Origin of the sequence: Chryseobacterium daecheongense, assembly GCA_027920525.1 — a bacterium.
GTDB classification, from domain to species: Bacteria; Bacteroidota; Bacteroidia; order Flavobacteriales; family Weeksellaceae; genus Chryseobacterium; species Chryseobacterium proteolyticum.
Window position 1 is genome coordinate 452,860 of the sequence record CP115858.1, and the last position, 17,669, is coordinate 470,528.

The 17,669-nt window shown below is 35.8% G+C and carries 18 protein-coding genes; 14 read left to right on the top strand and 4 right to left on the bottom strand.

The genetic code is table 11. The annotated features are described in order from the left end of the window. Window positions 1-26 precede the first annotated feature (26 nt). The 12 genes from PFY10_01735 (at window position 27) to PFY10_01790 (ending at window position 11,670) form a co-directional block, all read left to right on the top strand. Entirely contained in the window at window positions 27-779 is a 753-nt protein-coding gene (locus PFY10_01735) for a helix-turn-helix transcriptional regulator (GenBank protein WBV57162.1), read from the top strand. Between the two features lie 93 nt (window positions 780-872). Further along, on the top strand, window positions 873-1,268 hold the full coding sequence (locus PFY10_01740) for an AraC family transcriptional regulator (protein WBV57163.1): 396 nt from the start codon (window positions 873-875) through the stop codon (window positions 1,266-1,268). A gap of 59 nt (window positions 1,269-1,327) precedes the next feature. Further along, on the top strand, window positions 1,328-2,083 hold the full coding sequence (locus PFY10_01745; protein ID WBV57164.1) for an SDR family oxidoreductase: 756 nt from the start codon (window positions 1,328-1,330) through the stop codon (window positions 2,081-2,083). Window positions 2,084-2,334: 251 nt separating this feature from the next. Beyond that, window positions 2,335-3,591 carry an aminotransferase class I/II-fold pyridoxal phosphate-dependent enzyme gene (locus PFY10_01750; GenBank protein ID WBV57165.1) on the top strand — a complete coding sequence of 419 codons (1,257 nt, stop codon included), beginning with the start codon at window positions 2,335-2,337 and terminating at the stop codon, window positions 3,589-3,591. An 8-nt stretch (window positions 3,592-3,599) separates the two neighbouring features. Continuing rightward, a complete protein-coding gene (locus tag PFY10_01755; GenBank protein ID WBV57166.1) occupies window positions 3,600-4,238 on the top strand; it encodes a TetR/AcrR family transcriptional regulator in 639 nt (212 codons plus the stop codon). Between the two features lie 92 nt (window positions 4,239-4,330). Continuing rightward, the gene (gene dnaX, locus PFY10_01760) at window positions 4,331-5,416 is read left to right on the top strand and encodes a DNA polymerase III subunit gamma/tau (protein ID WBV57167.1); all 1,086 of its coding nucleotides are present in this window, start codon (window positions 4,331-4,333) and stop codon (window positions 5,414-5,416) included. A gap of 281 nt (window positions 5,417-5,697) precedes the next feature. Further along, on the top strand, window positions 5,698-6,033 hold the full coding sequence (locus tag PFY10_01765) for a hypothetical protein (GenBank protein ID WBV57168.1): 336 nt from the start codon (window positions 5,698-5,700) through the stop codon (window positions 6,031-6,033). A 413-nt stretch (window positions 6,034-6,446) separates the two neighbouring features. Continuing rightward, a complete protein-coding gene (locus tag PFY10_01770; protein WBV57169.1) occupies window positions 6,447-7,526 on the top strand; it encodes a chorismate mutase in 1,080 nt (359 codons plus the stop codon). Window positions 7,527-7,799: 273 nt separating this feature from the next. Next, complete coding sequence (rsgA, locus tag PFY10_01775; protein WBV57170.1) at window positions 7,800-8,726, top strand: ribosome small subunit-dependent GTPase A; 927 nt, start codon at window positions 7,800-7,802, stop codon at window positions 8,724-8,726. Between the two features lie 8 nt (window positions 8,727-8,734). Then, entirely contained in the window at window positions 8,735-9,550 is an 816-nt protein-coding gene (locus PFY10_01780; GenBank protein ID WBV57171.1) for a helix-turn-helix domain-containing protein, read from the top strand. 125 nt (window positions 9,551-9,675) lie between these two features. Further along, on the top strand, window positions 9,676-10,866 hold the full coding sequence (locus PFY10_01785) for a multidrug effflux MFS transporter (protein ID WBV57172.1): 1,191 nt from the start codon (window positions 9,676-9,678) through the stop codon (window positions 10,864-10,866). Between the two features lie 387 nt (window positions 10,867-11,253). Beyond that, on the top strand, window positions 11,254-11,670 hold the full coding sequence (locus PFY10_01790) for a nucleoside-diphosphate kinase (protein WBV57173.1): 417 nt from the start codon (window positions 11,254-11,256) through the stop codon (window positions 11,668-11,670). Window positions 11,671-11,798: 128 nt separating this feature from the next. Here the strand turns inward: PFY10_01790 and PFY10_01795 are convergent, their stop codons facing one another. Beyond that, complete coding sequence (locus PFY10_01795; GenBank protein ID WBV57174.1) at window positions 11,799-13,637, bottom strand: alpha-L-fucosidase; 1,839 nt, start codon at window positions 13,635-13,637, stop codon at window positions 11,799-11,801. Window positions 13,638-13,754: 117 nt separating this feature from the next. On the opposite strand from PFY10_01795, the gene PFY10_01800 reads away from it, so the two are divergent. Then, complete coding sequence (locus PFY10_01800) at window positions 13,755-14,270, top strand: DUF1772 domain-containing protein (protein ID WBV57175.1); 516 nt, start codon at window positions 13,755-13,757, stop codon at window positions 14,268-14,270. Window positions 14,271-14,481: 211 nt separating this feature from the next. Here PFY10_01800 and rpe read toward each other — a convergent pair whose 3' ends face one another. Both rpe and PFY10_01810 read right to left on the bottom strand, forming a co-directional pair. Continuing rightward, complete coding sequence (gene rpe, locus PFY10_01805; protein ID WBV58978.1) at window positions 14,482-15,132, bottom strand: ribulose-phosphate 3-epimerase; 651 nt, start codon at window positions 15,130-15,132, stop codon at window positions 14,482-14,484. A 107-nt stretch (window positions 15,133-15,239) separates the two neighbouring features. Next, on the bottom strand, window positions 15,240-16,316 hold the full coding sequence (locus PFY10_01810; GenBank protein ID WBV57176.1) for a M42 family peptidase: 1,077 nt from the start codon (window positions 16,314-16,316) through the stop codon (window positions 15,240-15,242). Between the two features lie 51 nt (window positions 16,317-16,367). On the opposite strand from PFY10_01810, the gene PFY10_01815 reads away from it, so the two are divergent. Further along, entirely contained in the window at window positions 16,368-17,072 is a 705-nt protein-coding gene (locus PFY10_01815; protein ID WBV57177.1) for a DUF4294 domain-containing protein, read from the top strand. A 13-nt stretch (window positions 17,073-17,085) separates the two neighbouring features. On the opposite strand, the gene PFY10_01820 is transcribed toward PFY10_01815, so the two are convergent. Further along, entirely contained in the window at window positions 17,086-17,502 is a 417-nt protein-coding gene (locus PFY10_01820; protein WBV57178.1) for an NUDIX domain-containing protein, read from the bottom strand. Between the last annotated feature and the right edge of the window lie 167 nt (window positions 17,503-17,669).

Sequence of the window (17,669 nt, forward strand, 5' to 3'; positions counted from 1 at the left end):
CATCAATACTGATAAATAACCATTTTATGAAGATTGTAGAAACATTGAATGAAACATTGCTGATTAAAGGGATAAATAAAAGCAATGAATGTTTATTAGATATTGATGTGTATAAAAACATAGCTCGTGTGTATACCCAAATGGAAAATACCATTTCTGTATTAAGTGATATGCAGGAAAACAGAAGCTACGTTTATAAATCCGATACTGCCCTGGAACTTGGATTGGAAAGGGAGATAGAGCCACTAATCATAAATTCCATCTGGGAAGAGGAAATCTTGAAGAGAATACATCCTGATGATAAGGTTAAAAAATACATTCATGAACTGAGATTTTTCAAGCTGGTGGATTCTTTTAAACCGGAAGAAAGAACCCATTATAACGTTTTATCCAGAATAAGGATGAAAGACAAGAATGGGGAATATGTCTTTGTGCAGCACCGTATGTTTTATTTCTATTCTCCTTACAATAACAAACTGAGATTTGCCCTCTGTCTTTATAGTATCGCTATTGATCAGTCTATACTTTTACCTCCTGACTTTCTGATCATTAATTCAATAAAGGGGAAGATTGTTGCGGAGGATAAACTCAACTACAGAAATATTTTATCGCAGAGAGAAATGGAAATTTTAAAATATGTAGGAGAGGGTTTTACCAGTAAGGAAATTGCAGACTTACTTTTTATTAGTGTAAATACAGTAAGCCGTCACAGGCAAAATATCCTTGAAAAGCTGAAAGTAAAAAATTCAATACAGGCATTCAATGACAGCTTTCATTGATTAATGAAGGCTAATCTTCCGAAAAGTTCACCATAAACTTGCGTAATATCTTTTTAAATTGGTATTTTTAGTAAAACACATAACGATACTTATATGAAAAAAGACGTAAGAAATTTGAAGAGGGGAGAAGAAATCACCAATAGTTATATGGTATTCTTAGATAGGCATATTCAGGATGTTATTTCCGGCAATGTATCTGAATTTATGGAAGTGAATGAGATTGCGGACAGCCTGGCTGTTTCTCACACCCACCTTACAGATACGGTAAAGAAAGAAACCGGGAACCATCCTTGTTATTTTTATGATACTAAAATCGTAGAGCAGATACAGGTAATGCTTGCAAAAAGCGATTTTTCAATTGCTGAAATAGCCAGGATATTTACTTATGATCCCTCCAACTTTTCAAAATTTTTTAAAAAGTTTACAGGAATTACACCTGGAGAATACAGAAAAAGAACAAAGACAAAAGTTCCAAAAAGTTCACCATAAAAAAACTATTCCTAATGCTCACATTTGTAAGGCATAACTAATTAAAAAGAAACATAATTATGTCAAAAAATGATTTAAAAGGAAAAGTGGTTTTAATCGCCGGAGGAGGAAAAAATCTTGGTGGATTATTAAGCAGAGATTTTGCCTCAAAAGGAGCAAAGCTTGCTATTCACTATAACAGTGAAAGTTCAAAAGCAGAAAGTGAAAAGACTTTAAATGAAGTTAAAGCGTTGGGAGCGGAAGCTTTTCTGTTTCAGGGGGATCTTACAAAAGTTGAAAACATCACAAGATTATTCGACGAAACGATAAAAACTTTCGGTGGAATTGACATTGCGATCAATACTGTAGGTATGGTTCTTAAGAAGCCTTTTGTGGAAACGACAGAAGCAGAATATGATTCTATGTTTAACATCAACTCCAAAGTGGCATATTTCTTTATTCAGGAAGCTGGAAAGAAATTAAATGATCACGGGAAAATATGTACGATCGTTACATCATTGCTGGCTGCTTATACCGGATTGTATTCCACATATGCAGGAGCAAAAGCCCCGGTAGAACACTTTACCAGAATGGCTTCCAAAGAATTTGGTGATCGTGGTATTTCTGTAACTGCTGTTGCACCGGGACCAATGGATACTCCGTTCTTTTATGGACAGGAAAGTGATGATGCTGTTAATTATCATAAATCTGCTTCTGCATTAGGTGGGCTAACAGATATAAAAGATATTGCACCTCTTGTAGAGTTTTTGGTAAGTGACGGATGGTGGATTACGGGTCAGACCATATTTGCAAACGGAGGATACACAACAAGGTAGATCTCTTATTCAACCGATAAAAAAGGTGATTGTTTTATGCAATCACCTTTTTCTTTTTCTTCAGTATGACTCTGTATTTGGCCTGTGAATGTTATAATTAATTATTATAAATGGATTTTGTTGTAAAATTATTTGATTTTTAATTAGTAAGATCGAAATATGGTATTTATAATAAATTTTCGATGAAAATTAAAATCAAGAAGAGTGAATTATTTATATATTTGCCTGCTAAACAACTAATAATATAAAGGATGAGTATCGATTTTACAACAGCGACATTTAAGGATTTTGAGAATATTCCTGATTATGATATCGCTCAGAGGGCAGAATATTTTTACGAATTCCTGGATCACATGAAAACCAGGGGACACATGAATTATAGACTGAAAAATACTTCAGCAGCTGATGCAGTGTTAAATATCAGCATTGCAGATCGCAATAAGGAGTATGTAAGTTTTGTATCAAGTGATTATTTAGGGTTTACACAACACCCGAAAGTAAAACAGGCAGCTATTGAAGGAATTGAAAAATATGGTACGGGTACAGGAGCCTCACCGCTTATTGGGGGGTACTTTGATTATCATAATATTTTGGAAAAAAAAATCTCTGCCTTTTTTGGGAGGAATGAAGACGAAGTAGTCTTGTTTACTACCGGATATGCAGCTAATAGTGCGACTTTGCAGATTTTAATGCAGAAGGAAGATATTGCTATACTGGACATGGGAGTGCATGCGAGCGTACATGAAGGATGTGCTTTTACCAATAAAAAAACATTTCCTCACAATAATTTGGAAGCTTTGGAACATATTTTGAAGATGTCTGAGAGTATGTACCGTACAAAGCTCGTTATCATTGACGGAGTCTACTCTCAGGAGGGTGATACTTCACGGGCCAAGGAAATATATGATCTTGTGAAAAAATACAATGCCTATCTTATGATAGATGATGCCCATGGTGTTGGAGTTTTGGGAAAAACAGGAAGAGGAGCTTTAGAGGATGACGGTTTATTGGATAAAGTGGATTTTATAACAGGAACTTCGAGTAAGACTTTCGGTAACCTGGGAGGATATGTTATTGCAAATAAAAAAATAGCATCATTCCTAAAGTTTCAGTCGAGACAACATATATTCTCTGTTACAGCGCCACCTTCTTCCGCCGGAATAGTAAAAGCGATTGATCTTGTTGACGAAGAACCCATTTGGAAAGATAAACTGTGGGAAAATATCAATTATCTAAAAACAGGTCTTAATGATCTGGGATTGGATACAGGAATTACCTGTTCTGCTATTATCCCGGTAAAGATTGGAGATCAAAATAAAATGTGGGATATCGGTAGAATATTAATCGAAAACGGAGTTTACACGAATCCTATTATGTATCCGGCCGTAGCGAGAAAAGATGCCCGTATCCGGATGACGGTAACAGCGCGACATGAAAAAGAACATTTAGATAAAACGCTTAATGTCTTTGATGATATTAATAAAAAAATGCATATTGCGAAAAAATAATAATAATTATGCCTAGAAAAGTGGTGCAAGGTCCTATAAGGGACAAAGAAAAAACAAAACAGAAACTGCTTGCTGCAGTGGGTAAAATTCTGAGAGTAAAAGGCTATGCCGGACTGAAAGTAAGTAAAATTGCAGCGGTTGCCGGTTTTGATAAAAAACTTATCTATGAATACTTTGGCAGTACAGATAAGCTTATTGACGAATATATTAAATCTCAGGATTATTGGAGTAAATTCAGCCCGAATATTGAGGAGGAAGTACAGGTTGGAAAAGGTAAAGAAGCCCTTACTCAAGGAATTCTTATGCAATTCGAGAGTCTGAAGAAAAATAAAGAATTACAGAAAATCATTCTGTGGGAACTTTCTGAAAGTAAGCCTATCCTTAAAAATATCTTAAAGCAAAGAGAAGATGTTGGGGCTAATTTATTTGAAAATGTTACAGACCCATATTTCGGAGAAGATGCAACAAGTTTTAGAGCTTTATTGGCTTTAATTGTAGCTGGTGTTTACTATCTTAATCTTTTCCCGGCCTATAACGGAACCGAATTTTGTGGTCTTGATATGAGAACGACTGAAGGAAGAGCCGAGATTGAAAAGGTGATTGTGGAGTTAATAGATAACGCCTACAAGAAAAAAGCTGCTCAGTAAAAATTTTCCTGTTTGATGTGAGATATATTTTTTGTGGATAATTTGAAGACTTTTGACTTTCAAATTAGAACTATATTTCTTATTTTTGACCAATGGAAAATTTTATCGTATCTGCAAGAAAATACCGCCCGCAAGAGTTTGACACTGTTGTTGGACAATCCCATATTACAGATACTTTAGAACATGCAATTGAAGAGAACCAGTTAGCACAGGCTCTACTATTTTGTGGGCCTCGTGGTGTTGGTAAGACAACCTGTGCCAGAATTCTGGCCAGAAAGATCAACGAAAAGGATGGTTCCGTTTCAGAAGACGGTTTTGCTTATAATATTTATGAGCTCGATGCTGCCTCAAACAACTCAGTGGATGATATTCGGGAACTGATCGACCAGGTTCGTTTTGCACCGCAGGTTGGCCAGTATAAGGTATACATTATTGATGAGGTGCATATGCTGTCTTCTGCAGCCTTCAATGCTTTTCTTAAAACACTGGAAGAGCCGCCCGCTCACGCAATTTTTATTCTTGCAACAACGGAAAAACATAAGATCATTCCTACGATTTTATCCCGTTGCCAGATATATGATTTCAAAAGGATCGTTATTGAGGATATTCAGGGGCATTTAAGAAATATAGCCGAGAAAGAAAATATCCAATATGAAGATGATGCTTTATATCTTATTGCGCAGAAAGCAGACGGTGCATTAAGGGATGCCCTTTCGATTTTCGACAGGCTTTCTACATTCTCCCAGAAAAATATTACATTGGCTAAAGCTGCTGAAGTACTTAATATTCTTGATTACGATCAGTATCTCAATATTCTGGACCTGGCTAAAGACAATAAGATTCCTGAAACCCTTTCCGCATTCAATGAAATTGTAAAAAAAGGTTTTGATCCGCATATTTTTATCGCAGGACTTGGAAACCATTGTAGGGACCTCATGATGGCTCAAAATGCTTCAACGATAGATTTAATTGAGATAGGAGAGAAAACAAAAACTAAATTTGTAGAGCAAAGCCAGAAATGGAATGTTCAGCAATTGATTGATGCCATTGAAATCTGCAACCATGCAGACATCAACTATAAAAATTCCAAAAACCCGAGACTTACTGTAGAAATTGCATTAATGCAATTATGTTCATTGACTGCCCAGGCAGACGTTGCTAAAAAAAAAAGTTTATAATACTAGCTCCGTTTCTTAGTGAGAAACAGGAAATAAAACTTCCCAAACAGGAAAAATCAGAGCCAGTAAAACAGGACAGCATTGAAAAACCTTCGACTCCCATAGGTCATCAGGCTGAACCCACGATAAGAAAAACATCCAAACCTTTATCAAAAGGTATTTCTTCAGGATTCAGCATTAATTCTTTTTTAAATAAAGAGGAAAAAGAAGAAAAGGAAGAAGCTGTTGTTACTAAAGCTGATAATCTTCCGCAGCATCATTTTACCGAAACGGATTTGTTAATGGAATGGAATTTATTTTTAAAACAAATCCAATTCAAACAAGCAGTAGTTTTCAATGCTATAAAATCTTTTAAACTGGTTAAAATTGATGAGACAACAGTACAGGTTTTATATCCTTCGGACTCAGCAAAAGCTGAATTTGATAAAATAAGTGGAGAATTTTTCAATCATTTTAAAAGAAAAGTACTTAATTATTCAATTGAAATTGATTATAAAAAAGACGTTCAAAACCTTAAGATAGAGGTGGTTACGAAGAAAAAAATATTCGAAAAGTTCGTTGAGAAAAATCCTTTATTAAAAGATCTTGATGATTTAATGAAGTTTGATTTGACATAATTTTATATCTTTGTCAAATCTTTTTGTTCAAAATGGATTTTTGACAAAAACAAATGATTTAATTGTAAAGCTAAAGAATAGACAATTACAGAATAAAGTGGAAAAATTATTAGTCCCATCTCTGTCTACTTTAAACCTTTTTGGTTTTATACCCGCTGATTATTTTAGCGGTTATTTTAGCTTTTCGGCTACTTATTATAGAAATTTTAGAAGTTATTACCGATTTTACTGGTACTACTAATTAAATTTCTTTCCAAAAAATAGGAATTAACGGATCTTCTCTCATTAATTCCTCATCCCAATAAAAAATTTTTAAACGGCATTTTTTGAAAAGAATTATAAAGAAACTTTATAAGGGAAGAACCGTTTGTGCATTATAATAAATTAAAAATAAGATAAAATAAATTAACAGAATGAATTTAAAAGATTTAAAAAACGATTGGATTAATGAGTTTTCACAGCCATTAATGATTGCCGGGCCATGCAGTGCTGAAAGTGAAGCTCAGATGTTGGAAACTGCGAGAAGGATAAAAGAAACCAATGCGCAGGTGCCTGTTTTCAGGGCAGGTATCTGGAAACCACGTACAAAACCCAATGGATTTGAGGGAGTCGGAGTTATTGGATTAAATTGGTTGAAAAAAGTAAAAGAAGAATACGGCTTCAAAACAGCTACCGAGGTAGCCAACGCACATCACGTTTTTGCCGCTTTGGAAGCAGATGTGGATATTCTTTGGATCGGAGCCCGTTCTACTGTGAATCCATTCACCGTTCAGGAAATTGCAATGGCTTTAAGAGGAACGGATAAACCTGTATTGGTTAAAAATCCTGTAAATCCGGATCTGGCATTATGGATCGGAGCCTTGGAAAGACTTGTAGGGCAAGGGATTCACAATCTGGGAGCTATACACAGAGGTTTCTCTACATACCAGAAAACAAAATACAGAAACAATCCGAACTGGCAGATTGCTCTGGATTTCAAAAGCCAGTTCCCGAATATTCCGATGCTGATTGATCCTTCCCATATTTGCGGAAACAGAACTGGATTGGCAGATATTACCCAGGAGGCAATGAACGTAGGTTACCAGGGAGCTATCATTGAAAGTCACTGTAATCCAGATGAAGCATGGAGCGATGCTTCACAGCAGATTACACCGGAAGTTTTAGCTGAACTTATTGGTAATCTAAAAATGAGAAATGCAGGATTAGCAGGATTTGACGGTGAAATGGGAAGACACAGAACGTTGATTTCTGATCTCGATTTTCAGTTAATTGAGCTTCTTTCCCAAAGGATGAAAATCTCTGAGAAAATTGGCAAGCTTAAAAAAGAGAATGATATCGCTATTTTCCAGCCGGAGCGTTGGAAAGTGATTACCGAATATGCTACTCAAAAAGCAAAAGAAACAGGAATGTCACAGGATTTTATTGAAAAGGTTTTCAAAGCGATACATGAAGAGTCGATTGAAGTACAGAACAATATTATGATTGAGAAATAACAATTATAAAATAATAAATAACGGATTCAGGGCTTAAGAATCAGACGTGCACGAAACAGAAACTTCGTTACGAAACTGAATCTTAAGTCCTGAATTTTTTAATATTGATCTTATGATGAAATCGGAAAATATATTTTCTTATTTTCAAAAGCCTTATAGTCTACTTTAGCTTTTCATTTTTCCCAGCTCTGTATTTTGAATGTTCCATTTTAAACTCTGTACTATACATCCTCCTACCTATCACCGAATTCCTTATATTTGCATTCTATACGTATGAAAGGAAAAATTATTAAATCTACAGGAAGCTGGTACCAGGTTCTGGAAATGGAAACCGGTAGAATTTTCGAAGCCAGAATTCGCGGCAAGTTTAAACTTATCAAAACCCGGCTTACGAATCCTTTGGCTGTAGGAGATTATGTAGAGTTTCAGCTGGAACAGGATGATATTGCCTGGATTACTAAAATAGAACCACGAAAGAATTATCTGATAAGGAAATCGGTAAACCTTTCCAAAGAAGCTCATATTATAGCTTCTAATATTGATCTTGCATGTTTCATTTTTACACTTCGGTATCCGGAAACTTCTCTGGGATTTTTAGATCGTTTTTTAGCGTGTTGTGAAGCATATAATATTGTACCTCTTATTTTATTTAATAAAATTGATGTCCTGAATGAAGAAGAAATAGAGATCGTAAAAGATATAGAGTTTATGTATCAGGAAATCGGATATGATACACTTGAGATATCATCTTACTCTAAACTTAATCTGGATCAGCTTCAGGAAATTTTAAAAGATAAAACTTCTGTATTTTTCGGCCATTCTGGTTGTGGGAAATCCACATTGGTTAACGCAATGCAGCCCGGATTAAATCTAAAGACTTCAGAAATTTCAGATAGCCATCTGAAAGGAAAACATACGACTACGTTTGCCCAAATGCATTTTTGGAATTTTGGAGGAAATGTTATTGATACACCCGGAGTAAGGGAATTTGCGATGATTGATATAGAAAAAGAAGAAGTACAACATTACTTTCCTGAAATTTTCAAAAAAAGGGAAGACTGTAAATTCCATAACTGTATGCATATCAATGAACCTAAATGCGCAGTAGTGGCTGCCCTGGAAACAGGAGAAATTCAGCATTCCCGATATTCTACCTATATAAAATTAATGGATGAAGCAGAAGAGGCTTCTCAAAAATAGTCTTATTCATGAGTGAGGAAAAGCATATTCCTGTTCATAACCTTACCTATCAGGAATTTCAGCTGACCACTTTGGAAAATGGACATCCTGAAAATTTTAATGACGTCCACAGGCATAATTTTTTTGAGATCCTGTGGTTCAAAGAGGTAAAAGATGATAGTCATCTTGAACTTGATTTTGAAAATTATCACCTCAAAAATAATCAGATATGTATTATAGCTCCGGGACAGGTGTTCAATATGAAGCTCCGGGGTGAAAAAGGATACGTCTTTGCCATAAGCCGGGAAATCTTCCAGGAAATTTGTGACGTGGAACTCATCCTTACCAATGGGGCAGCTCCTTTTTTTCCTGATAATGAAAGCCGGAAAAATTGCCAGGGGATCATTAAGCTGCTTGAGGACGAATACCATGGAAATTGCCGGATGAATTTAATCAAAGCTTATTTAAAAGCTTTTTGTATTATTATCACAGAGGATCTTACTTCACAAGAGCCTTTACTCCATGACAAGCAACGTATACAAAAGCTCATTACGCTGATCGATACCTACTATATTACACAGAAAGAAACCCGATTCTACGCAGAAAAACTTAGCATAAGCGCTCATCATCTTAATGACATTGTGCGGATTTCACGAGGGACAACAGTAAAAAAAATGATCGCTCAACGCCTTTTACTTGAGGCAAAAAGAGAGTTAAGTTTTGGAGCACTGACAGTAAAAGAAGTAGCCTTCAGATTAGGCTTTAATGATTCTTCTTATTTTTCCCGTTTTTTTAAGAAGCATTCAGGGTACAGCCCCGAACAATTCAAAAATATGAATGACTGATTCCAGGGATAATCCTCAGTTTGTCCTGGTAAGCCTTCAATAGTTTCATTGGATGACCTTTAATTTTATAAGAATTTTGCATGCTGTAAAAGTCAATGTTGGCATGTAATGATTTAAAAAAAATTATGAAAAAACTGAGTATTATTGTATTTATTCTGGCTCTTTTAAACACGCTCGAATCTTTAAGTATAGATCTTTATCTTCCTGCTTTTCCTGTTATGGCAAAAATTTTCGGAACCGATATAGGGCATATCCAGATTTCTATTTCCATTTTTTTTGCCGGTTTTGCTATCGGGCAGCTACTATGGGGACCGTTATCTGATAAAAAGGGGAGGAAGCCTATGCTGTATTGCGGATTAATCCTATTTATGATTGGAGCCGTTGCTATTATCTTTACCGAAAATATATATGTGTTGTGGATCATGCGTTTTCTTCAGGCTTTTGGAGGAAGTGCCGGGATTGTCATTGGTAGGGCCATTGTAATAGACCTCTACGACAAAGAAAAAGCGGTAACTATCTTTTCGAAGCAATCTCAGATAAGCGGGATTGCTCCCATTGTAGCACCATTAATGGGAAGTATTTTTCTGAGGTTTTGGGGATGGAACAGTGCGTTTAGCTTTTTAAGCATTTTAGGAGCTATCACATTATTTCTTGTTGTTAAGTATATTCCGGAAACCAATTCCCGGATAGCATCACCTGAAACTTCGGAAACTGAAATCCAATTAAAAAAACAGCTGAAAGTTATTATTTCCAATAGAGATTTTATCAACAATACTATTATCGGGAGTATTGCTTTTGCATCACTGATTATTTATATTTCCAATGCTCCATTCCTTTTTATGGAAATTCATGGATTTTCCAGTGAAGTATTCAGCTTTATATTTGCCTTTAATTCCATGGCATTAATATTTGCAGCCTATATTACTCCGAAATTAACCCAGAGAGTTAAGGATACCCGAATTTTATTTTCTGCTGCTATCCTGTTGTTGTCAATGAGCTGTTTACATTTATTTATATCTCTGGGCCAATTGTTCGTGGGATTGGAAGTTGCGGTTCTGTTTTCTTCTCTTATAGCAATAGGACTTCTTTTTCCTATTACTACTGCCCATGCATTATCTCCTTTTAAAGAGGGTCGTGGTACAGCTGCAGCTCTGATGGGATTTATTCAGTTAATGGTTACCTTCCTCATGTCAGCTATAGTTGGTTTTTTAGAATCTCAATCCATTATGCCCATGATTATAGCGCGGATCGCACTGGCAGGGATTGCTGTCTTTTTTGCTTATAGAACTTTTTTGGCAAAAAAGGTTTACGCTTAGAAATATCTCATTTCGATCTTGTTGATAATAAGATTTTTAAAATAAAAAAAATGCCACTTTGACATATATGTTGGAGTGGCATTTTTTTCGAAAAAATATCGTTTTTTTACTTTTTGGGGTTCTTGGTGATGATTTTGGGGATTTTTTTTTGAGAAAATAAGGGAGATATCATAGATTTTAACAATAAAAAACCCAGCCGAAGCTGGGTAAAAACTAATAACCATGAAAACTCAAATTAAACATGAGAATCGCAATAGAATAAACAATTACTGTGCCAAAGATGAATTTACTATTTCTTAATAAAAGTTATTTTTATGTTAAAAAAAAATTAAAATGGAGATAAGGTTTTTTTTTGTAATTTTGCGGCATTAAAAAAAATATACGTTTATGTCTAACATTACATTCACTATGATTAAGCCTGACGCAGTTGCAGACGGACATATCGGTGCTATATTAGGTAAAATTGCAGAAGGAGGTTTTAAAATCAAAGCTTTGAAGTTAACTCAACTTACTGTAGCTGATGCTAAAAAATTCTATGAAGTACATGCTGAAAGACCTTTCTATGGGGAATTAGTAGAATTCATGAGCTCAGGACCAATTGTTGCAGCTGTTTTAGAAAAAGACAATGCAGTGGAAGATTTCAGAACTCTTATCGGTGCAACAAACCCTGCTGAAGCTGCAGAAGGAACTATCAGAAAAATGTTTGCAAGAAGCATAGGAGAGAATGCCGTTCACGGTTCAGATTCTGACGAAAATGCTCTTATCGAAGCACAATTCCATTTTTCCGGAAGAGAGATCTTTTAAGACCAGAATTTATTCAAAATATAAATCCGGAGATAATTCTCCGGATTTTTTATTTTCAAACCCTGCTATTAGAAACTTTTATAATAGCCGTTTTTTAGAAGGTGGTTAATATGATGAAATCTCAGATCCTATAAATTACTTTCTATAGCACCTACTTTTTCACGGTATAATTCCAATGGTTTATCCAGAAGTATAGCAATGACTGTCATTTCTTTATCCAGCCTTTCTTTTGGAATGTCAATATAGATAATTCCAGGCCGGTCACTCCAGTACAATTTATTGTAAACAGTATGGTCGATCATGGAACCTTCCCCAACAATACGAATTCTTGAAATGCTATTTTTAATTCCTTTTAAAGCAACCGGCCCCGTGGGAATTCCTTCTACAAAAAGATAAAGAGTTTGTTTATCTTTTGAAAGGGCACTCATACCCGCATAATGCCCATCCGGTAATCCTTTTCCGGTTTCAAAAAGAGCTTCGGCATGATCGCTGATCCATGATAAAGTTTTCGTATTCGTTTTTGAAGTCTTTGGAATGCTCATATCCATCCCATCTGCGGTAAGTCCGGAATGGCCCAGGAGATTATTGCCATTATGAAGCTGTTCAGCAATTTCATAGACAGCGGCAGAAGTATCGGAATGATCAGTGAGTTGTTTTAAAGATGGAATATCTCCTTTATGGGGGGCTTTAAACTGAATTTCCTTATTAAAAGTAAGCTCAATAACAGTCACATCCTGATCAAATTGTACATTAGAAATATGTAAAGTCAGGTTTCCTGCAGGATCCGTTACCATATTTACCTTTGCATTGGGATCACTAAGAACTTCTGCAGAAACCGGGAAGGATTTTAACCCATATATTTTTGTGAAATTTTTAGCTTCCTCAAGATACAGATACAGTTTTTTATGATCTTTAGATATTGCAGATTTTCCTTTGTAGTTTTCAAAAGGCAAGCCCCGGCGTGTTCCATATATAGCCTCAGGATATTTAGAGGTCCAGCGTCCCAGGTTTTGGAGGATTTTTACTTGCTCTTCCGGAATGGTTCCATCTGCTTTAGGACCGATATCCAGAAGTAAATTACCACCCATACTGATTACATCTGCCAATGTTCTGATAATCATATTAGGAGTTTTATAATGTTGATCAAAAGGTTGGTATCCCCATGAATCATTCATGGTATAACATAATTCCCAGTATTCACTTTGAGGGCTGATGACCGGGATTCCTTGCTCAGGAGTTTCGTAATCTCCATGATTGGTTAACCTTGAATTGATAATAATATCTGGATTATATTTTTTTAAATTGTCTAAAGTTTTTGATGCCTGCCATTCCTCAGAAGTATGTTCCCAATCGCCATCAAACCATAAAAGATCGGGGTGGTAACGGTCTGACAGATCATTGAGTTGTGACTGATAATATTGGATGAAGTTTTGCCATCGTCCTGGATCATTCTTAATTTCATATCTCTTCTTTGTTCTGGTGTTGATATCATAATAAGGATGGCTCCAGTCCGGCAGAGAATAGTAAAGACCAGTTTTTAACCCTGATTTTTTAAGTTCGTCAATAAAGGGTGAGAGAACATCTTTTTGGGCTATTGAATTTTTTACAATAGTAGTCGCTTTTTCGGCCTGAGAGTCCCAGAGAGAAACCCCATCATGGTGCTTTGTGGTGATTACGGAATATTGTGCCCCCGAATTTTTAATAAGTTTTGTCCAGTAGGCTGGATTATATTTCGCAGCAGAAAATCCATTCAGCTGCTTCATATAATTTTCATGGTTAATGTAGTTATTAAAAAAAGACCAGGATTCCGAAATTCCATCTACCGAATAGATTCCCCAGTGAATAAAGATCCCCAGTTTGGCATCCTGAAACCATTCCATTTTTTTCGGGTTGGGCTTATTTTGTGCATTGCTATTTCCTGCAACCAAAGTTCCCAACAAAAAGGCAATGATCCACTTATTTCTCATGCTTATATTTTTGTGTACTAAAATAACAAAAGTCTTCTTTAATTTCCTAGTTGGAGCGCATATTCATTTTGTGAGTGATTGTATTCAGAATAAAGCTAATTTTATAAAATAAACAAAATGATAATCACCAAAACAAAAGACATGAAAATGACAACACTTATTCTGATCATTACTGGAACACTTACAGCCCTTATTGCAGGATTATTCTATGCTTATTCCTGCTCGGTTGTACTGGGATTAGGGAAACTATCCGACATGGAGTACCTGAAAGCAATGCAGTCTATAAACCGTGAAATTCTCAATCCGGTCTTCTTCCTGAGTTTTATGGGAACGGCAGCGATGCTTCCTATTTGTACTTATATATTTAGAGGGCAGCATCCGGCTTTTCTCTTGCTTTTATTGGCTACAATAATTTATCTGGTTGGCGTTTTCGGGGTTACTGTGGTAGGTAATATACCTATGAATGATCAATTGGATCAGTTTAATATCGGAGATGCTACTGCCGAAGCATTAAAAAAAGTGCGTGAAGCTTTTGAAAACAGATGGAACCTTCTCAATAACATCAGGTCAATATGTTCTACCATCAGTATTGTTCTGGTTATTTGTGCCTGTATATGGGCTAAAACGGAATAGTGTTCAGTATTTGTACTTAATGCAGATTCCGTATTTTTACGGATGCACGGTATTGTGTTTTATTAGCATCTTTACACAAGCATAGAACAACGAAAATCTAAGCTAAAGTCTGAATGACTGAAACTAATAACCATCGTAAGCTCAGATTTTCAACGAATTAAGGCAGCCTGAAAGGCTGCCTTTTTATATAGGTTCAATAATGAGACGTTACTTAAATTTTTAACAGCTCAATTGTTCTCTCAGGATTTTCAGAAGAGAAAACAGCATTTCCTGCCACCAGAACATCTGCGCCTGCTTCGAATAATTTCGATGCATTATCCAGGTTAACACCACCATCCACTTCAATAAGAGCAGTGGAATTATTGGTTAAGATCAGGTCTTTGGTCTCAGCAATCTTCTTATAGGTGTTCTCAATAAATTTTTGTCCCCCGAATCCTGGATTTACACTCATCAACAATACCAGATCTACATCTGCTATGATATCTTCCAGCATTAAAACCGGAGTGGAAGGATTCAGTACAACTCCTGCCTTAGCGCCTCTGCTCTGAATAAGGTGGATCGTTCTGTGCAGGTGTGTGCAAGCTTCATAATGTACAGAAATTAAATCTGCTCCGTGGTCAATAAATTCCTCAACATATTTTTCCGGTTCAACGATCATTAAATGAACATCAACAAATTTTTTGGCATGCTTCTGAACCGTTTTCATTACAGGAAAACCAAATGAAATGTTCGGTACAAATCTCCCATCCATCACGTCAATATGGAACCAGTCTGCCTGAGAATTGTTCAACATTTCAATATCTCTTTGCAGATTCCCGAAGTCTGCTGATAAAAGGGAAGGAGCAATTAGCTTAGTTTTCATTTTTACTTTTATATTAGATTTATTAAAGATATCAGATGCCAGACACCAGATATCAGACCTGTTTTTTTTTAAGTCTGACATCTGACATCTTTTATCTGATGTCTTTATTAATGGTATTTCAATTTCATTTCCGGCTGGATCTTTAAAATAGTTTCATAGATCAGGGATATCACGTTTCCTACATCTTCTTTTGAAACCATTTCTACTGTTGTGTGCATATAGCGCAAAGGTAATGAAATCAATGCACTGGGAACACCACCATTAGAATGGGCAAATGCATCAGTATCCGTTCCTGTAGATCTGCTGGCTGCAGCTCTTTGGAATGGGATTTTCTTTGTTTTTGCAGTATCTATAATCAGTTCCCTGATGGTATGATGCACACTTGGAGCAAAGAAAATCACCGGCCCGTTACCACACTTCTGATCACCTTCTTTTTTCTTCTCGATCATAGGAGTGGTTGTATCATGTGTTACATCTGTCACGATGGCGATGTTGGGCTTTATAGTATCGGCAATCATATCTGCACCGTACAAGCCTACTTCTTCCTGAACAGAATTTGTAATGTACAGACCGAAAGGAATTGTTTTTTTATTTTCTTTTAATAATCTGGCTACTTCTGCAATCATAAATCCACCGATTCTGTTATCTAAAGCCCTGCACACGAAATAGCGATTATTCATTTCGAAGAATTCGTCAGGATAAGTAATCATACATCCTACATAGATACCCATTTCTTCAACTTCTTTTTTAGAAGTTGCTCCACAATCGATGAAGATATTTTCAATTTTAGGAGTAGGCTCATTTTGATTATTGCTGCGGGTGTGAATTGCAGGCCATCCGAACACACCCTTTACAATCCCGTTTTCTCCATGGATATGAACTACTTTTGAAGGAGCTATCGTTTGGTCGGAACCTCCGTTTCTTATTACATAAATTAATCCGTCGTCCGTAATATAATTCACATACCACGAGATCTCATCAGCATGCGCTTCAATGACTACCTTGAATTCAGCTTCAGGATTGATAATTCCATAGCAGGTTCCATAGTGATCAACTTCAATTTTGTCTACATAAGGTCTGATATAATCCATCCAGACTTCCTGTCCTTTGTGCTCGTAACCCGTCGGAGATGATGTATTTAGGTATTTTTCTAAAAATTTTAAAGATTTCTTTTCAAATTTCATAAAAAGGAATGATTTTTGCGTTCAATATTAGCTCTAATACGCGTAAAAATAATGAATTTTAGCAAGATTTTTTGTCTTTTTCTTTTCTTTTTTGGGATTGGTGTTTTTGGACAAACGGATTCTATTATTGCTAAACCCCTGAGCCAATACCCTCCGGAGGAGTTAAAAGTAGATGAATTTGGAAATAAATATTACTATGATGAAAGACAGAAAGCCAAATTCTATGAAATAAATGGAGAGACAGTTGTTGTGATGGATGAACTTGTCCTTCTCAACAAACCTAAATTCAATAACCAGCTGGACAGGAATTATTATTATTTTCTAAATAAAAAACTATACAGGGTATATCCTTTATTTGTAGCAGCTTTACAACAGTACAGGGATATTCAGAAAGAAATGACCAATCTCGACAGTAAGGCAAAAAGAAAATATGTAAGGGACCGTCAGAATATCCTGGCTGATCAGTACGAAAAGCAGTTACGCGATCTTACAACAACCGAAGGTCAGGTTTTTGCCAAGCTTATGAACAGGGCGACAGGAAAGAATGTTTATGAGATTATTAAAGAACTAAGGGGAGGATGGAGCGCTTTCTGGTGGAATGTTAAAGGTAAAATGGCCAGTATCGATCTTAAAGATCAATATGATCCTCATAGAAACAGAACAGATGAATTCATAGAATCACTATTACAATCCAACTGGAATTCAGGCTATCTTCAGCCATATCCGGGAGCCGGTGATTTTAAAATAAAAAAATAATACCTGTAAGTAATTACAGGTATTTTTCTTTCAGTTTATCAAATACGATTTGATCTATGGGTAAAGGAAATGGATTGTCCGGTCTGTTGATATCGATCCATTCCGTTTTTTCTATACAAGGATCCAGAATAAGGAAATCTTCTTCGTTGATAATATTAACTATATAATATATGGTAAGGAGTTGTTCATTTTCTCTGAAACGGGATACTAAAAAATCTTCTTGTGTATAGAAGTGTTCCACGATATCTATTTTTACATTGAGCTCTTCATCAAACTCCCGGTGGAGACATTCCAGTAATCCTTCTCCGTACTCCAAACCTCCTCCAGGAAATTTTACAAGCTGGTCTCCGGCATATTCTTCAAATAAGGTAAGTACTTTTTTTTCCTTTATCGCACAGGCATATACTCTGACGTTGATCTTATCTATCATATATATATTTTGTATAGCTAAATTAAGGAAATTTGTGAAAAAAAAGAAGTGAATTGAAAGTTGAAAGCTGAAAAATGAAAGGAGGATCATAAGATCTCAGATGTTGTAAATCCTTAACCTCTGATCCGCAATTCTTATAATTACAAAACCTCAGACTTCCGACTTTC